We start from the raw sequence: 17,189 nt of genomic DNA, 5'->3' as shown, positions 1-17,189 counted from the left end.
GTTGTCTATCACACACTAGAAACCGCGCTTCATTTTCCTCACCTTTCGTGATTAATATCAATTTAAATTCATATCAATTAAATGAGAATGATTATCGAAAACATTTAGTCACTGATGGAGAATCCCATGAAAGCCGCTGTGGTGAATGAGTTTAAAGGACCGCTGGTCATTAAAGATATTCCGCTGCCAAACGTAAAGGCACGCGATGTGTTAGTTAAGATCCACGCTTGTGGCGTATGCCACACCGATTTACACGCCTGTCATGGTGATTGGCCTGTGAAGCCTAAAATGCCATTGGTCCCCGGACATGAAGGTGTAGGTGAAGTTGTCGAAGTCGGCAGTGAGATCCACCACTTAAAAGTGGGGGATCGCGTTGGAATTCCGTGGCTCTATAGTGCTTGTGGTCATTGTGATTACTGCTTAGAAGGTCAAGAAACCCTTTGTCTCGATCAGCATAATGCTGGCTACTCTGTCGATGGCGGGTATGCTGAATACTGCCTCGCGAATGGCGAATATGCGATTAAAATCCCTGAAGGTCTCAACTACGTCGATGCCGCGCCTTTATTCTGCGCAGGCGTAACCACCTACAAAGCCTTGAAAGTCACCAGTGTAAAACCTGGGCAATGGGTCGCGATTATTGGTGCAGGTGGCTTAGGCCACTTGGCGATTCAATACGCAGTAGCAATGGGTATGAATGTCATCGCGGTAGATACTGGAGATGAGAAGCTGGCACTGGCAAAAGAACTCGGTGCTACTCATTGTATCGACTTTATGAAACAGAAGCCTTCAGAGGTCATTCAAGAGCTGGTTGGAGGGGTACATGGTGTTGTCTGCACCGCAGTATCCAAGCCTGCGTTCCAAGAAGCATACAGAGCCATCCGACGAGGCGGTTCATGTGTATTGGTTGGGTTGCCCCCTGAAGACATGCCTATCCCTATTTTTGATACCGTGTTGAATGGAGTGAAGGTGATTGGTTCTATTGTTGGTACGCGAAAAGACCTGCAAGAATGTCTGCAATTTGCGGCTGATGGTAAAGTGAAAGCCATCACGGAAGTAAAGCAGCTTGAAGACATCAATGACATCTTTGCTGATATGGAAAAAGGCGAAATTACTGGTCGAATCGTGATGGAGTTTGCGTAACTCTCCTTCACCCAAGCACAGTAATTCTCAACTGCAGATACACAATGGGCAGTTCTAAAGCTGCCCATTTTTATTCATCATTAACCGTTAGCCACTTTCTTTAAGCAACGTGACTTATTGTCGCTCATCACAGCAAACTCCACGACCATGCACTTTTTCTCCTGCCAATGCCTCGAGAATTGAACAATGGCTAGCATCGTCATCGACGTGCCCACAGCACGCATCATTGATTTTCTTCAATGCTCGACGAATTCGTGTTAAGTCATGAATTTTTTCATCGATAAGGGTCAGTTTCGCCGACGTGATCGACTTTACTTCAGCACAACTGTGTTCTGTCGCTTCTAACTTAATATCTAAAAGTTCACGAATTTCATCCAAACTCAACCCAAGAGACTTAGATTTGAGGATAAACTGAACCTGTTTTTGATTTTCTTCATCATAAAGCCGATAGCCGGACTCGCTTCGCCCAGCTGGCGATATCAATTTATTCTTTTCGTAGAAGCGTAACGTGTCAGTGCTGACTTCGCACCTTTTCGCTAACTCACCAATCTGAAACATGTTTTTTTAACCTTATTGTTACGATTTTGGTGTCAAAAACGGATTTTCCTAATTATTTTTGTGACGCCAAACGATTGCGCGAGCTTTTTTGTAATAATTTAGTTAGAATACGCGCCATCAAATTTCGAGTTGAAATGAATACATCGACCAATCAAAGGTCTTTACCAAAACTGGCCAATATCTTTGCTCACATGTCTCTAATAATAATGGCATGACCTAAGGAATGATAATTCTATTTATCCTTAATGAGCGTAAGAACAAGTACATTTTTGGCAAATATCTTTAATCTAACTACTCTGTGAATTTGAGGAAGATGGAAGCAATGAATAACGCTCGTCCTATTCGCCGCGCTCTTATCAGCGTATCAGACAAAACTGGTATCGTTGAGTTTGCAAAATCTCTTGCCGACCGCGGTATTGATATCCTGTCTACTGGTGGCACAGCCCGCCTTCTTGCCGAACAAGGCATCTCTGTAACTGAAGTATCCGATTACACTGGATTCCCTGAGATGATGGACGGTCGCGTTAAAACGCTTCATCCTAAAGTTCACGGTGGTGTTCTTGGTCGTCGCGGTCAAGACGATGCCATCATGGAAACACACGGCATTAACCCTATCGATATGGTTGTAGTTAACCTATACCCATTTGCAGAAACTGTTGCTAAAGAAGGTTGTACGCTGGCTGATGCTGTTGAGAACATTGATATCGGTGGTCCAACAATGGTTCGCTCTGCAGCGAAAAACCACAAAGACGTCACTATCGTTGTGAACGCACACGACTACGATCGCGTTATCGCCGAAATGGACGCTAACGAGAAATCTCTAACACTAGAGACTCGCTTCGACCTAGCTATCGCTGCGTTCGAACACACAGCTTCTTACGACGGCATGATCGCCAACTACTTCGGCACTATGGTTCCATCATATGGTGAGAACAAAGAAGGTGATGAAGAGAGCAAATTCCCTCGCACGTTCAACCAACAGTTCGAGAAAAAGCAAGACATGCGCTACGGTGAGAACAGCCACCAAGCTGCAGCATTCTACGTTGAAGCAAACCCTGAAGAAGCATCAGTGTCTACTGCTCGCCAAATTCAAGGTAAAGCACTGTCCTACAACAACATCGCTGACACTGACGCAGCTCTTGAGTGTGTGAAAGAGTTCGACGAGCCAGCATGTGTGATCGTTAAGCACGCTAACCCATGTGGTGTAGCACTAGGTGAAAACATCCTAGAAGCTTACGACCGTGCGTTCAAAACAGACCCAACGTCTGCATTTGGCGGCATCATCGCATTCAACCGTGAACTAGACGCTGCAACTGCAACCGCTATCACTGAGCGCCAATTCGTTGAAGTTATCATTGCCCCTTCTGTTTCAGCTGAAGCAGTAGAAATCGTAGCGGCTAAGAAAAACCTTCGCCTACTTGAGTGTGGCGAGTGGACAACTAAGACGACTGGCTTTGACGTGAAACGCGTTAACGGTGGCCTACTAGTTCAAGACCGTGACCAAGGCATGGTTGAAGCGTCTGACCTTAAAGTGGTTTCTAAACGCCAACCGACAGAAGAAGAGCTAAAAGACGCGCTATTCTGCTGGAAAGTTGCGAAATACGTAAAATCCAACGCGATCGTTTACTCGAAAGGCGACATGACTATTGGTGTGGGCGCTGGTCAAATGAGCCGTGTTTACTCTGCTAAAATCGCAGGCATCAAAGCCGCAGACGAAGGTCTTCAAGTTGAAGGCTGCGTTATGGCATCTGACGCATTCTTCCCATTCCGTGATGGCATCGATGCTGCTGCAGAAGCGGGCATCAAATGCGTGATTCAGCCAGGTGGCTCTATGCGTGATGACGAAGTTATTGCAGCTGCTGACGAACACGGAATGGCGATGATCTTTACTGGCATGCGTCACTTCCGCCACTAATTTCCTCTTCGTATTTGGCACTGTGGCGTTGTTAGCTGCTTTCGCCCACCCCGGTCACATAGCGGACTATGCTCCCGGGGATGGGCTCAATTGCTTCCTAGCCACATCACCAACTACTTTGAGCAAGACTTATAATTTTGTATTTTTAAATATTCCAATATTTTAAATACGTAGAGCAAGTCAGTGACTTTAGTTCAAGGAACACACGCGGAGCTTATGACCATAAGTGAGCATGTTTGACACAGAAATAAAGGCTCTGAAGCAGCTATAAGGATTTTAAAACATGAATGTACTAATTATCGGTGCCGGTGGTAGAGAGCATGCTTTGGGCTGGAAAGCAGCACAGAACCCAAATGTTGAAACTGTTTTCGTTGCACCTGGCAACGCAGGGACAGCGCTTGAGCCTAAACTCGAAAATGTCGCTATCGGTGTAGAAGACATTGAAGCACTTGTCGCATTTGCCAAAGAAAACGCTATTGAGCTGACCATTGTCGGCCCTGAAGCGCCGTTAGTTATCGGTGTCGTCGATGCCTTCCGTGCAGCTGGCTTACCTATCTTTGGTCCAACAGAAGCTGCAGCTCAGCTCGAAGGCTCTAAAGCGTTCACAAAAGATTTCTTAGCACGTCACGCCATCCCTACAGGGGCTTACGCTAACTTTACAGAAATTGAGCCTGCGTTAGCTTACGTTCGTGAACAAGGCGCACCAATTGTTGTTAAAGCGGATGGTCTTGCGGCTGGTAAAGGCGTAATCGTTGCAATGACATTGCAAGAAGCGGAAGACGCTATTAAAGATATGTTGGCTGGCAATGCATTTGGTGAAGCAGGTAGCCGAGTGGTTATCGAAGAATTCCTAGACGGCGAAGAAGCGAGCTTCATCGTGATGGTCGACGGTAAAAACGTGCTTCCGATGGCCACCAGCCAAGACCATAAGCGTGTAGGTGATAAAGATACAGGTCCTAACACTGGCGGCATGGGGGCATACTCTCCAGCTCCTGTCGTCACTCAAGAAATCCACAACCGTATCATGGAAGAAGTTATTTACCCTACCGTGAATGGCATGGCTTCTGAAGGTCACCCGTACACAGGCTTCCTTTACGCTGGTCTGATGATCGACAAAGACGGTACGCCAAAAGTGATCGAGTACAACTGCCGCTTTGGCGACCCTGAAACTCAGCCTATCATGATGCGTATGGAATCCGATCTTGTAGAACTGTGTTTAGCTGCAATTGATGAAAAGCTGGATCAAGTAGAATCTAAGTGGGATTCACGTGCGTCAATCGGTATTGTATTGGCTGCCGGTGGCTACCCAGCGGCATACAACAAAGGCGATGTGATCTCTGGCCTCCCTCAACAGGAAACGGCAGGCGAGAAAGTATTCCACGCAGGAACAGACAACAAAGACGGCGACATTGTGACTAATGGTGGTCGTGTACTTTGTGCAACCGCTCTGGGCAACAGCGTATCGGAAGCACAACAACGTGCTTACGAGCTTGCAAAACAGATTCACTGGGAAGGTGTATTCCATCGCAGCGACATTGGTTATCGAGCGATTGCTCGTGAGCAAGAAAAGTAATATTTTCTCGCGCACGTAAAAAAATCGCACGTATAAAAATAATTAAGGCACTCATTGAGTGCCTTTTTTGTATTTGTTTAGCAGCAAGTGCCTAGCTTACTTACTACCTAGTTTGCTTACTGCTTAGTTCTGCTCGATAAACGACGGGCGCTTAATACAATCCTGGTTATCCTCTGACAACATCAGCAAATCACTCACAGAAAGCGTTTTAAGCTCTTTTTGACCAATAAAGGCTACGTAGCTATCTACTGTAGATAAACGATTAACTACGAAACTGGGGAGCGTCTGGTTGAAGGCTAACTTTTCGTATTCCCTGTCATCGCAGGTTTCGAACGTTTCGCCATCCCAATACCCTTGAACAAGTTCTAGATTTTCCTTGTCTTGGGCTTCTGTTGTTTCTACAACAAAATTGGCTTCTTGTTGATAGCGTTTGATTTGTTTTTCAGGAATAGGCAGGACTTTACCATCCAACCTTAGCTGTTGATAAACAGCCTCACCAGAAGCACTAAATCGTAAATGGACACGATAAGGTACGAGCTCTTGCTCATCATTGGTTCGATAACCTTCTCGAATCAACTCACGCAGTACATCCCCTTGCCAAGCATAATCAGTACGGTAATAACCGTAATCTCCAGACGTCACATAGTCAGCAGCCGAATAGGCACTGCCTAGCCTTTTGGTAAACCAATAAAAGCTTGTGGAATCACCAATAGACTGACCACCAGAATAATAAGCATACTGGTTAGCTTGTGGTGTATTTGAACTTGAAGAACAGCCAACTAACGTGGCGAGTAACAGAGGTGCGTAAAAGTATCGCTTCATAAAATAGCTACGCCGAGTAAAAACTCGGCGTAGTATAGATTAGTTCACTGATTCTTTCAGCGCTTTACCAGCGACAAATGCCGGAACATTTGCTGCTGCAATTTGAATCTCGTCGCCAGTCTTAGGATTGCGACCAGTACGAGCTGCACGATGGTTTACTTTGAATGTACCAAAACCGATAAGTTGAACCTGGTCACCCTCTTTAAGAGCTTCAGTCACTCCACCAAGAGTCGCTTCAAGAGCTGCTTTTGCTTGTGCTTTAGATAGATCAGCTTTTTCTGCGATGAAGTCGATGAGTTGGGTCTTGTTCATTAGGTTTCCCTTCTTGTATGTTTTTCGAAATCTAATTCACTGTAATCCATAAATGCCTGTTGTGGCAAAGGTTTGTCACCTCACTTTCGCTCTTCTGCCGATTTTTTAGCCGGATTATGAGCTTTACCTCACAATTTGTTACGAGTTTTCTCACTCTTGAGCTTGTTTTTCTCCTGTTCAGAACCGATTTATAACTTAGTCGATAGTTAGTTTCCATTGGGATTCTATTGATATCGACGCTAACAATTGATTGTAGGAAACTATGTTACTGCTCGCTCTATATGTCTCCATTGCGATTGGAGTGTCATTTATCTGCTCAGTTTTAGAAGCGGTATTATTGAGTATTACCCCCAGCTATATTGCCCAGCTTCGACAACAAGGCCATCCGTCAGCTCAAAAATTGTATGAATTGAAGGAGGACATAGACAGACCACTCGCCTCCATCTTGACGCTCAATACGATAGCTCACACGATTGGCGCCGCCACAGCAGGTGCACAAGCTGCTGTTGTATTTGGTAGTCAGTGGCTCGGTGTATTTTCCGCGGTACTTACGTTCGGTATTCTTGTCTTCTCTGAAATCGTTCCTAAGACTATAGGCGCAACATACTGGCGACAGCTTGCTCCATCGGCGGCAACGACACTTCGCTGGATGGTATGGGCACTTACCCCCTTTGTTTGGTTTTCAGAACAGATCACCAAACGTCTAGCCCATGGGCATCAAGCACCTAAAATGCGTGACGAATTGTCAGCTATGGCAATATTGGCGAAAGAATCAGGTGAATTTGCAGAAGGCGAATCTCGTATTTTGCATAACTTACTGAACATTCAAGATGTACCTGTAACTCAGGTAATGACGCCACGCCCAGTTGTTTTCCGCGTCAATGCTGAGATGACGATCAATGAGTTCCTAGAAGATCATAAAGATACGCCTTTTTCTCGCCCATTGGTTTACAGCCAACAAACCGACAATATCCTTGGCTTTGTCCATCGGTTGGAGCTATTTAGAATGCGCCAATCTGGCGAAGGTGAGAAACAGTTGGGGGCAGTGATGCGCCCTATTCACGTAATCTTAAACAATAAAGGGTTACCGAAAGCGTTTGACCAAATGATGGCGCAGCGCGTACAGCTCTCACTAATTGTGGATGAATACGGCACAATTCAAGGTATTGTTACCCTTGAAGACATCTTCGAGTACTTACTCGGTGAAGAAATTGTCGATGAAGCAGACAAAACAAGCGACATGCAGTTCCTAGCCAACCAGCGCTGGGAAAAGTGGAAAGAAACACATGGCGTAATTGAAAGTCGGGATGACGACGATGAGGCTGAACCACCTGTTGTCGAAAACACCGATAAAAATCAATAACTCATCAAGGCTCCTCATAGGAGCCTAATTTTTTAGTCGTGAGTGAGCTCTATCCCGATATTACTGATAGGGTCATCACGCAGCTCCTGGCGTAAATCCTTTATCAGTTCGATATCTCTTTCTTCCGTCTCTTTTAGAGGGCGGAAGATTGCCCACTGCACATCCCACTCTGCGCACACGGCTTCATTTTCTTTCTGGTTTTCATTCGTTATTTCTTCACCAGTCTGAGCTTCTTCCAATTGCGCTACGGTATTAACCGACTGCTCACTGACTTTAAGCATGGATTCAAACAACGTATCTCTGTCCAGCAAGCCATGCAAAAGTGTTGATAAAGCGATACAGGCATCAACCGCAGGGTAAACACCATAAAAATCAAACTCATCAGTAGACGGGATAAGTTCTTCTAGCTTTTCGAGTTGACGCTCAAAATTTACTTTTGCGCTTTTAACCGTGAGCATCTCCCAAACACTGTCTAAAATATCTTTGTAGACACGAGATTCTGCAAACTCTGTATTCTGGCAAAAAGCCGCATAATTGGGGTACATACGCTCGCAAAGAGACGCCATAAACGTAATTTGCTGCCAAGGTTCAAACTTTTCTAGGCGAATCTGGAGTGGGTTCTGTAACATGGTGACTCAACGATTGTAGGAAAAGACAGCGGAAGTGTACTTGATTCGCCAGAGGGAAAAAAGCAAGCCTATGAATAATTTTACCAACAAATTGTACATCGCATCGAAAGATCATGCTGAATACACTTCAATGCTCAACAACGCACAGCTAGACGACCTTGTCATTACTCAAGACAAAAGCCTCGCGAACATTGTATTGGCCGATCCCCCTTTGGTTGCTCACGATTTAAACCAGTTTTCCAAAATGGAGTGGTTGCAATCCACCTTCGCAGGTGTGGATGCTTTGGTGGCAAGCGGTCTCAGACAAGATTATGATCTTACCAATGTAAAAGGTATTTTCGGTCAGCAAATTTCTGAGTATGTCGTTGGGCACACGATCAATTATTTCCGCCACCTATTTACTTATCAACAGCAACAATTGAAGTCTCAATGGCAACCTCACCCTTATCAATCTCTTGACGACAAATTGATATTGATACTTGGAACAGGTGATATTGGCTGCCACCTTGCTAAAGTGTGTAACGCATTAGGTATGAAAACTGGGGGGGTCAACCGAACAGGGATCCCAGCAAAGGCTTCTCCTTTTAAATACACCTTCCATGTCGGTGAATTCCGATCTGCCGTAAAAGATGCCGATATCATCGTCAGCACCCTCCCTTCAACAGAAGATACGCGTGGCTACTTGAATGCCGCTAGGCTAGCACATGCTGATAACGCATTACTCTTTAACGTAGGGCGTGGAGATGTACTTGTGGAAGACGATTTAATTCCGGCTATAGAAAACGGCAACATCGCTCATGCGTTCCTGGATGTATTTGAGCAAGAGCCTTTGGCGAAGTCCTCACCATTTTGGCTGCACGATAAAATCACCGTTACGCCTCATATTGCTGCCGTCAGTTTTCCTCATCAAGTTTTCGATCAGTTCAAAGAAAACTACTTAAGATGGTATGACGGGTTTAAACTGCAAAACTTAGTCGACTTCAAAAAAGGTTACTGATCGATGAGTAAGCTCGCTGCGCTTCTCAGCGATATTCGACAATGTAAGTTATGCGAGCCCGAACTACCTCTTGGCGCGAATCCAATTATTCAAGCCTCTGAATGTGCGCGCTTACTCATTATTGGTCAAGCTCCTGGAACAAAAGTGCATCACTCTTCCATCCCTTGGAATGATCCCAGTGGCGATAGATTAAGAAAGTGGCTAAACATAGACAAAGATGTGTTCTACGACGCATCTAAGATAGCGATCATGCCAATGGGGTTATGCTACCCAGGAAAAGGAAGGAGTGGCGATCTTCCACCAAGAAAAGAGTGCGCGCCACGTTGGCATGCTTCCGTTTTGGATAATCTTCCGAACATTGAAATGACACTTCTAATAGGGCAATACGCTCAACAGTACTACCTTCAAGATAGACCAAAGACGTTAACAGACACCGTTAAAGACTGGCAAACATGGGCACCTGAATATTTACCACTTCCCCATCCTTCACCAAGAAACACCTTGTGGCTCAAAAGGAACCCTTGGTTCGAAGCTGAAGTAGTCCCTTTCATACAGAAGACCGTTTTACAGGCTTTATAGCATTTGGATCATAATGATCTAAACACCCCAAAAGCTACACGCATGGATCTGGGAGAAGAAAATTCAGCCTTAACAGATTGAAATAAAATAACAAAATAAAGGTGTGCAGCTATCTTACTAATTGGCCTACTATGATCTAAATACTTTTAGACCTGTACAAAAAAGCGCGCCTGCTAAGCAATGCGCGCTTGATACATATACTAGCTTGCTACAAATAATAAATAGTTACTTATGGTAGGGCTTAGACAGCTCATGCACCGCTTCAACAAACACACCAGCGTTTTCTGGCGGCACGTCAAGGTGAATACCATGACCAAGGTTAAAGACATGACCAGTGTTACCCTCGCCAAAGCCTTCCAGAATAGTCGCCACTTCTTGGCGAATTCGATCTGGCTGAGCGTACAGCATTGAAGGGTCCATATTGCCCTGAAGCGCGACTTTATCACCAACACGCTTTTTCGCGTCTGCGATATTGATGGTCCAATCAAGACCTACAGCATCACACCCCGTCGCTGCGATAGACTCTAACCACATACCGCCGTTCTTAGTAAACAAGGTAACAGGAACACGTCGACCATCGTTTTCAGGTATCAATCCATCCACAATCTTGTGCATGTAACGCAGTGAGAACTCGTTGTAATCACGAGGTGTCAGTACACCGCCCCAAGTATCAAATACCATCACAGACTGAGCACCAGCCTTGATTTGGGCATTCAAGTACTCAACAACGCTGTCAGCTAACTTATCTAGCAGCAAATGAAGTGTTTGCGGTTCTGCGTACATCATCTTTTTAATTTTGGTGAAAGCTTTTGAACTTCCCCCTTCGACCATATACGTAGCCAATGTCCAAGGGCTACCAGAAAAACCAATTAGAGGCACTTCACCTTGGAGATCTTTGCGAATTTGGCGCACAGCATTCATGACATACTGAAGCTCTCCTTCCGGATCAGGGATACCGATTTTATCAACATCAGCTTTGCATGTGATTGGGCAGCTAAACTTAGGACCTTCACCCGTTTCGAAATAAAGCCCGAGACCCATAGCGTCAGGGATAGTTAGTATGTCAGAAAACAGAATGGCTGCATCAAGTGGGAAACGACGCAAAGGCTGGAGCGTCACTTCAGAAGCCAGCTCGGCATTCTTGCAAAGTGACATGAAATCCCCTGCTTCAGCGCGAGTTGCTTTGTATTCAGGAAGATAACGACCTGCTTGACGCATCATCCAGACAGGCGTGTAATCGACAGGCTCTTTTAAAAGAGCTCTCAGGTAGCGATCGTTTTTTAATTCAGTCATTCCGGCTTCTTAAATATGTTGGAAAGTCGCTATTCTACCACTTATCTCCATTATGGAAATCTGGGCTTTGCAACCTGGATCATGTTATTAGCGATAAAAATCAATGTGAAATTGATTCATTAGAGAGCGCATGTTACAAATTTGATCGCTAGCGAAAACTATAATAACTGGGTATATGAATACTCAGTATCTCATAACGACATCTTACTTACCCCTCCGGTCTGACCGGAGGTTTTTTTTATTTTAAAGCTAAAAAAACTTATTTACTTTCAATTACCTGAGTGATTAACGCTTTGGCGATCGTGCCTTCAGGTGCTACCTCCGGTAACTGATTAAAATCAAACCATTGCGCATCCACCAGCTCCGTTCGATCTATTCTGATTTCTCCACCAGCATAATCAGCAATAAACCCCATCATTAAACTGCTCGGAAATGCCCACGGCTGGCTTCCAAAATATTTTATATTGGATACTTTAATCCCAGTTTCTTCTTCCACTTCACGTGTGACACACTGCTCTAGCGTTTCCCCAACTTCAACAAACCCCGCTATCACCGTATACATACTCCCCTTGTGACGATTATGCTGAGCGAGTAATAACTGCTCCCCTTTTCGAACCGCAACGATGATGCAGGGAAATATACGCGGGTAATGTAACGTCCTACAATCAGAACACTGCATGGCCAGTTGATTGCAATTCAAATGGTTCCGTCCCCCACACTGGGGGCAAAATCTCAAACTTTGACTCATGTGACCAAATTGAATCGCTCGGCTTATCAGCAAAAAAAGTTCTTCTGGCAAATGAAGTAATGAACGCAAAGAGACTAAATCAAGGGTGTGCTCCACATCTTGATAGTTTAACCAAACCAATTTTTTCCCTTGATAGCATCCGATTTGATGAGCATTCTCAGCCTTTAAATTCAATGAGCTAGCACTGCCAAAAGGTAGCGTCCCATCTTTAAACCAGACATCGCTACCTTCTACTACACACCAATATACAGACTCTTCATTTTTGAGCATGCCTAACCCTCTTTGCTTGAAGTTCAACCATTTTACTGGCAATCTAATTTCTTACCAGAGTTTGTAGCTCAGTAAGATCCGATCTATAAATTCTATATAGAGCAAGAGATTGCATTTTAAATGGACTCCTCTGGTTTCAGAGGCTTAGATTGCTGATTGGCTAGTAATCAGATCATGAGGACATGGTCATGCTGAATAAATTCAAACAAGTACAAGAACAGTGGGGTGGCTCCAGCGAAGTCATCGATCATTGGCTAGATACACGTCAATCGCTGGTCGTGGAGTATTGTAAGCTTGCAACTCCACAAACCGCAAAGGGGACGGCTGTTTCTGGTCTGCCTTCTCCTGACGTTTTACAACACTTCTGCCAACATTTGGTCGACTACATCTCTGAAGGTCATTTCAAAATTTACGATATGGTGATGGATCGCTGGAAATCGACTGGCTACTCACCTACTGATGAAATCAACGACACTTACGGTAAGATCGTTCTCACTACCGATCCTTTACTGAATTTCACCGACAAGTACGCAACGGTTAGCGAAGACGATCCGTTAAAGGAACTCGAAAGTGAATTGTCATTGATTGGGGAAATTCTAGAAACACGCTTTGAAGTTGAAGACCAGCTCATTCAGCTGATTGCAGACAGTCTAGCTGTACCTCCAGGTGCATAACTGTTCCTTAGCTTCGATATTTCTTAGCTAAGTTGAGTAGCTCCTTTCACCGAAATATATCAGATACAAAAAAGGCACCTTTCGGTGCCTTTTTCTTATCTTAGCGCTGATTACTCTTCAGTAGAGAAACCCGCGTTTAGAAGCGCTGCTAGGTTATCTGTCGCTTGCTCAGCTGAAGGACCTTGGTCTTCGCGTTGCTTTTGACGCTCCTGATGGTAGGCAAAACCAGTACCAGCAGGGATTAGACGACCAACAATTACGTTCTCTTTCAGGCCACGAAGGTCATCACGCTTACCAGAAACCGCAGCTTCTGTTAGTACGCGTGTTGTCTCCTGGAACGAAGCCGCAGAGATGAACGATTCTGTTGCCAAAGAAGCTTTGGTAATACCAAGAAGCTCGCGCTCATAGCGAACCAGCTCTTTGCCTTCAGCTTCTAGCTGACGGTTAGCAATCTTAACCTGAGAGTATTCAACCTGCTCACCAGGTAGGAACTCAGAATCACCAGCGTGAGTGATTGTACACTTACGTAGCATTTGACGAACGATAGTCTCAATGTGCTTATCGTTAATCTTAACCCCTTGCAGACGGTATACTTCTTGAACTTCGTTCGCGATGTATTCTGTTACTGCACGGATACCACGTAGACGTAGAATATCATGCGGTGCTTCTGGACCGTCGGCGATAACATCACCACGTTCGATCTTCTCACCTTCAAACACGTTCAACTGACGATGCTTAGGAATCATTTCTTCATAAGCTTCACCACCCTCACGAGTGATCACTAGACGACGCTTACCTTTAGTCTCTTTACCAAAGCTCACAGTACCTGTGTGCTCAGCAAGGATTGCAGGCTCTTTTGGCTTACGTGCTTCAAACAGGTCAGCAACTCGTGGAAGACCACCGGTGATATCTTTGTTACCACTAGATTTCTGAGGAATACGTGCAAGCGTGTCACCCACACCTACTTCTGCACCGTCTTCTAACTGTACGATTGCTTTACCAGGTAAGAAGTAGTGAGCTGGCATATCAGTACCCGGAATCATTACATCGTTACCTGCAGCGTCGATCAGCTTAACCGCTGGACGCATGTCTTTACCTGCAGATGGACGAGCCGCTGCATCGGTTACTTCACTTGAAGAAAGACCTGTTAGATCGTCGGTTTGACGAGAAACAGTTACACCGTCGATCATGTCCACAAACTGGATACGACCTGCCACTTCAGTGATGATTGGCATGGTGTGCGCTTCCCAGTTAGCAACCGTTTCGCCTGCATCTACTGGGTCATTGTCTTTCTTACTTAAGATAGAACCGTAAGGCAGTTTGTGCTTCTCTTTTGTACGACCGAACTCATCAATGATGGTAAGTTCTGAAGCACGAGAAGTAATCACTAGCTTATCGTCTTTGTTGGTTACAAACTTCGCGTTGTGAAGCTTGATAGAACCTTTGTTCTTCGCTTGAATGCTGTTCTCAGCTGCTGCTGTCGACGCCGCACCACCGATGTGGAACGTACGCATCGTAAGCTGTGTACCCGGCTCACCGATAGACTGAGCAGCGATAACACCTACTGCTTCACCTTGGTTAACTAGGTGACCACGTGCTAGGTCACGACCGTAACACTGTGCACAACAACCGAAGTCAGAATCACACGTTACTACAGAACGTACTTTCATCTTATCAACAGAGTTTTCGTCGATAATCTGACACCACTTCTCATCAATCAGAGTATTACGTGGGATCAATACGTCTTCTGTACCTGGCTTCACGATGTCTTCAGCAACAACACGACCAAGCGCAAGCTCTGTCAATGCTACTTTAACGTCACCACCCTCGATGTGAGGCATCATGTCGATACCTTCGTGAGTGCCACAATCGTGTTCGTGCACTACGACATCCTGAGCTACGTCTACTAGACGACGCGTCAAGTAACCGGAGTTCGCTGTCTTAAGTGCGGTATCCGCAAGACCCTTACGAGCACCGTGAGTAGAGATAAAGTACTGAAGTACGTTCAGACCTTCTTTAAAGTTCGCGGTGATTGGCGTCTCGATGATTGAACCATCTGGACGCGCCATCAGACCACGCATACCGGCAAGCTGACGAATCTGCGCTGCAGAACCACGAGCACCGGAGTCTGCCATCATGTAGATGCTGTTGAACGATTCTTGCTGCTCTTCTTCACCGTCACGGTTAATAACTGTTTCAGAAGACAGGTTATCCATCATTGCTTTCGCAACGCGGTCGTTCGTAGACGCCCAGATATCGATAACTTTGTTGTATCGCTCACCCGCAGTAACAAGACCAGATTGGAACTGCTCTTGAATTTCGCGAACTTCTTCTTCTGCGTCAGAAATTTCAGTGTACTTCGCGTCTGGTACAACCATGTCGTCGATACCAACAGATACACCAGACATTGCCGCGTAAGCAAAACCTGTGTACATGATTTGGTCAGCGAAGATAACCGTGTCTTTCAAGCCAAGCTTACGGTAAGCCTCGTTAAGAAGCGTTGAGATTTGCTTCTTACCAAGCTTTTGGTTCACTAGGCTGAATGGAAGACCTGATGGCACGATTTGCCAAAGCATTGCACGACCGATAGTGGTATCAACTAAACCAGTATTCGTTGTGCTGTTGCCGTCTTCATCAACAACAGTTTCAGTAATACGTACTTTTACGCGAGTGTGAAGCTCAACAGAGTCCGTGCGGTATGCTTTTTCAGCTTCCTCAGGACCAGCAAGGTACATACCCTCGCCTTTTGCGTTGATCTTGTCACGAGTCATGTAGTAAAGACCCAATACAACGTCCTGAGAAAGTACGATGATCGGATCACCTGACGCTGGCGACAGAATGTTATTCGTCGACATCATCAGTGTACGTGCTTCAAGCTGCGCTTCCAGAGTTAGAGGTACGTGTACCGCCATCTGGTCACCATCGAAGTCGGCGTTGTATGCCGCACACACTAGTGGGTGAAGCTGAATCGCTTTACCTTCGATAAGTACTGGTTCAAACGCCTGGATACCAAGACGGTGAAGTGTTGGTGCACGGTTCAGCAGTACTGGGTGTTCGCGGATAACTTCGTCTAGGATATCCCAAACGATCGCTTCTTCGCGCTCTACCATCTTCTTAGCTGCTTTGATTGTCGTCGCCATGCCACGAGTTTCTAGCTTGCTGTAGATAAATGGTTTGAATAGCTCAAGTGCCATCTTCTTAGGAAGACCACACTGATGCAAACGTTGGTATGGACCAACTGTGATTACAGAACGACCAGAGTAGTCTACACGTTTACCTAGAAGGTTCTGACGGAAACGACCTTGTTTACCCTTGATCATATCAGCAAGAGATTTCAGAGGACGCTTGTTAGAACCAGTGATCGCACGACCGCGACGACCGTTATCTAGAAGGGCATCAACAGACTCTTGCAGCATACGCTTTTCGTTACGTACGATGATGTCCGGAGCCGCTAGCTCTAGAAGACGCTTCAAACGGTTGTTACGGTTAATAACACGACGGTAAAGGTCGTTCAGATCAGACGTCGCAAAACGACCGCCATCTAGTGGAACTAGAGGACGTAGATCTGGCGGAAGCACAGGAAGAACCGTTAGGATCATCCACTCAGGGTTGTTACCCGATTGAATGAACGCTTCAACGATTTTCAGACGCTTAGTTACCTTCTTACGCTTAGTTTCAGAGTTAGTTGTCTCTAGCTCTTCGCGCATTTGCTCAGCTTCACGACCAAGATCCATAGTGCTTAGCAGATCTTTGATCGCTTCAGCACCCATCTTAGCAGTGAATTCATCGCCCCACTCTTCCAAGCGGTCTAGGTATTCTTCTTCTGTTAGCATCTGACCTTTTTCTAGATCAGTCATGCCTGGTTCTGTAACGACGTACATTTCAAAGTAAAGTACGCGTTCGATATCACGCAGTGGGATATCCATCAACAAACCGATACGAGACGGCAGTGATTTTAGGAACCAGATATGGGCAACAGGAGAAGCCAATTCGATGTGACCCATACGATCACGGCGAACTTTAGTTTGTGTAACTTCAACGCCACACTTCTCACAGATTACACCACGGTGCTTCAGGCGCTTGTATTTACCACAAAGACATTCGTAGTCTTTAACTGGACCAAAAATACGCGCACAGAACAGACCATCGCGCTCAGGCTTGAACGTACGATAGTTGATCGTTTCAGGTTTTTTCACTTCACCGAAAGACCACGAACGAATCATGTCTGGTGAAGATAGACCGATTTTGATTGCATCAAATTCTTCGGTCTTATGCTGTGCTTTTAGAAAGTTTAATAAGTCTTTCACAATCAGCTC

General features: G+C 45.4%; 14 protein-coding genes. 7 read left to right on the top strand and 7 right to left on the bottom strand.

The features are described from left to right. Positions 1-126 precede the first annotated feature (126 nt). Entirely contained in the window at positions 127-1,140 is a 1,014-nt protein-coding gene (gene adhP / locus LDO37_RS01190; protein ID WP_104400304.1) for an alcohol dehydrogenase AdhP, read from the top strand. A gap of 114 nt (positions 1,141-1,254) precedes the next feature. On the opposite strand, the gene zntR is transcribed toward adhP, so the two are convergent. Then, positions 1,255-1,698 carry a Zn(2+)-responsive transcriptional regulator gene (zntR, locus tag LDO37_RS01185; RefSeq protein WP_101114234.1) on the bottom strand — a complete coding sequence of 148 codons (444 nt, stop codon included), beginning with the start codon at positions 1,696-1,698 and terminating at the stop codon, positions 1,255-1,257. Positions 1,699-2,020: 322 nt separating this feature from the next. Here zntR and purH point away from each other — a divergent pair, with 322 nt between their 5' ends. After that, positions 2,021-3,613, top strand: coding sequence for a bifunctional phosphoribosylaminoimidazolecarboxamide formyltransferase/IMP cyclohydrolase (gene purH, locus LDO37_RS01180; protein ID WP_126609129.1), 1,593 nt, complete (start codon positions 2,021-2,023; stop codon positions 3,611-3,613). A 283-nt stretch (positions 3,614-3,896) separates the two neighbouring features. Then, positions 3,897-5,186: a phosphoribosylamine--glycine ligase gene (gene purD / locus LDO37_RS01175; protein WP_101114236.1), complete on the top strand. Its 1,290-nt coding sequence runs from the start codon at positions 3,897-3,899 to the stop codon at positions 5,184-5,186. A gap of 123 nt (positions 5,187-5,309) precedes the next feature. On the opposite strand, the gene LDO37_RS01170 is transcribed toward purD, so the two are convergent. Together LDO37_RS01170 and hupA are read right to left on the bottom strand one after the other, a co-directional pair. After that, on the bottom strand, positions 5,310-6,008 hold the full coding sequence (locus LDO37_RS01170) for a DUF1481 domain-containing protein (protein ID WP_101114238.1): 699 nt from the start codon (positions 6,006-6,008) through the stop codon (positions 5,310-5,312). A 39-nt stretch (positions 6,009-6,047) separates the two neighbouring features. Beyond that, complete coding sequence (gene hupA, locus LDO37_RS01165; protein ID WP_101114240.1) at positions 6,048-6,320, bottom strand: nucleoid-associated protein HU-alpha; 273 nt, start codon at positions 6,318-6,320, stop codon at positions 6,048-6,050. Positions 6,321-6,582: 262 nt separating this feature from the next. Here hupA and LDO37_RS01160 point away from each other — a divergent pair, with 262 nt between their 5' ends. Continuing rightward, entirely contained in the window at positions 6,583-7,683 is a 1,101-nt protein-coding gene (locus LDO37_RS01160; RefSeq protein WP_126609130.1) for a CNNM domain-containing protein, read from the top strand. Between the two features lie 32 nt (positions 7,684-7,715). Here the strand turns inward: LDO37_RS01160 and LDO37_RS01155 are convergent, their stop codons facing one another. After that, a complete protein-coding gene (locus LDO37_RS01155; RefSeq protein ID WP_104400298.1) occupies positions 7,716-8,312 on the bottom strand; it encodes a YjaG family protein in 597 nt (198 codons plus the stop codon). Between the two features lie 70 nt (positions 8,313-8,382). On the opposite strand from LDO37_RS01155, the gene LDO37_RS01150 reads away from it, so the two are divergent. Then, positions 8,383-9,309, top strand: coding sequence for a D-2-hydroxyacid dehydrogenase (locus LDO37_RS01150; protein ID WP_126609131.1), 927 nt, complete (start codon positions 8,383-8,385; stop codon positions 9,307-9,309). A gap of 3 nt (positions 9,310-9,312) precedes the next feature. Beyond that, entirely contained in the window at positions 9,313-9,888 is a 576-nt protein-coding gene (locus LDO37_RS01145; protein ID WP_126609132.1) for a uracil-DNA glycosylase family protein, read from the top strand. A 225-nt stretch (positions 9,889-10,113) separates the two neighbouring features. Here the strand turns inward: LDO37_RS01145 and hemE are convergent, their stop codons facing one another. Both hemE and nudC read right to left on the bottom strand, forming a co-directional pair. Continuing rightward, a complete protein-coding gene (gene hemE, locus LDO37_RS01140; RefSeq protein WP_126609133.1) occupies positions 10,114-11,181 on the bottom strand; it encodes a uroporphyrinogen decarboxylase in 1,068 nt (355 codons plus the stop codon). A gap of 259 nt (positions 11,182-11,440) precedes the next feature. Next, positions 11,441-12,199 carry an NAD(+) diphosphatase gene (gene nudC / locus LDO37_RS01135; protein WP_126606383.1) on the bottom strand — a complete coding sequence of 253 codons (759 nt, stop codon included), beginning with the start codon at positions 12,197-12,199 and terminating at the stop codon, positions 11,441-11,443. A gap of 182 nt (positions 12,200-12,381) precedes the next feature. Here nudC and rsd point away from each other — a divergent pair, with 182 nt between their 5' ends. Further along, complete coding sequence (gene rsd, locus LDO37_RS01130) at positions 12,382-12,873, top strand: sigma D regulator (protein WP_101114254.1); 492 nt, start codon at positions 12,382-12,384, stop codon at positions 12,871-12,873. A 110-nt stretch (positions 12,874-12,983) separates the two neighbouring features. Here rsd and rpoC read toward each other — a convergent pair whose 3' ends face one another. Beyond that, on the bottom strand, positions 12,984-17,180 hold the full coding sequence (gene rpoC, locus LDO37_RS01125) for a DNA-directed RNA polymerase subunit beta' (protein ID WP_224056042.1): 4,197 nt from the start codon (positions 17,178-17,180) through the stop codon (positions 12,984-12,986). Positions 17,181-17,189 lie beyond the last annotated feature (9 nt).

The sequence above is a fragment of the Vibrio penaeicida genome, from assembly GCF_019977755.1.
GTDB lineage: Bacteria > Pseudomonadota > Gammaproteobacteria > Enterobacterales > Vibrionaceae > Vibrio > Vibrio penaeicida.
This window is presented reverse-complemented; position numbering and strand designations above follow the sequence as displayed.

Bases quoted from the DNA above. Each gene is read 5' to 3' on its own strand.
- adhP (WP_104400304.1), top strand. From the start codon at position 127: ATGAAAGCCGCTGTGGTGAATGAGTTTAAAGGACCGCTGGTCATTAAA.
- zntR (WP_101114234.1), bottom strand. From the start codon at position 1,698: ATGTTTCAGATTGGTGAGTTAGCGAAAAGGTGCGAAGTCAGCACTGAC.
- purH (WP_126609129.1), top strand. From the start codon at position 2,021: ATGAATAACGCTCGTCCTATTCGCCGCGCTCTTATCAGCGTATCAGAC.
- purD (WP_101114236.1), top strand. From the start codon at position 3,897: ATGAATGTACTAATTATCGGTGCCGGTGGTAGAGAGCATGCTTTGGGC.
- LDO37_RS01170 (WP_101114238.1), bottom strand. From the start codon at position 6,008: ATGAAGCGATACTTTTACGCACCTCTGTTACTCGCCACGTTAGTTGGC.
- hupA (WP_101114240.1), bottom strand. From the start codon at position 6,320: ATGAACAAGACCCAACTCATCGACTTCATCGCAGAAAAAGCTGATCTA.
- LDO37_RS01160 (WP_126609130.1), top strand. From the start codon at position 6,583: ATGTTACTGCTCGCTCTATATGTCTCCATTGCGATTGGAGTGTCATTT.
- LDO37_RS01155 (WP_104400298.1), bottom strand. From the start codon at position 8,312: ATGTTACAGAACCCACTCCAGATTCGCCTAGAAAAGTTTGAACCTTGG.
- LDO37_RS01150 (WP_126609131.1), top strand. From the start codon at position 8,383: ATGAATAATTTTACCAACAAATTGTACATCGCATCGAAAGATCATGCT.
- LDO37_RS01145 (WP_126609132.1), top strand. From the start codon at position 9,313: ATGAGTAAGCTCGCTGCGCTTCTCAGCGATATTCGACAATGTAAGTTA.
- hemE (WP_126609133.1), bottom strand. From the start codon at position 11,181: ATGACTGAATTAAAAAACGATCGCTACCTGAGAGCTCTTTTAAAAGAG.
- nudC (WP_126606383.1), bottom strand. From the start codon at position 12,199: ATGCTCAAAAATGAAGAGTCTGTATATTGGTGTGTAGTAGAAGGTAGC.
- rsd (WP_101114254.1), top strand. From the start codon at position 12,382: ATGGTCATGCTGAATAAATTCAAACAAGTACAAGAACAGTGGGGTGGC.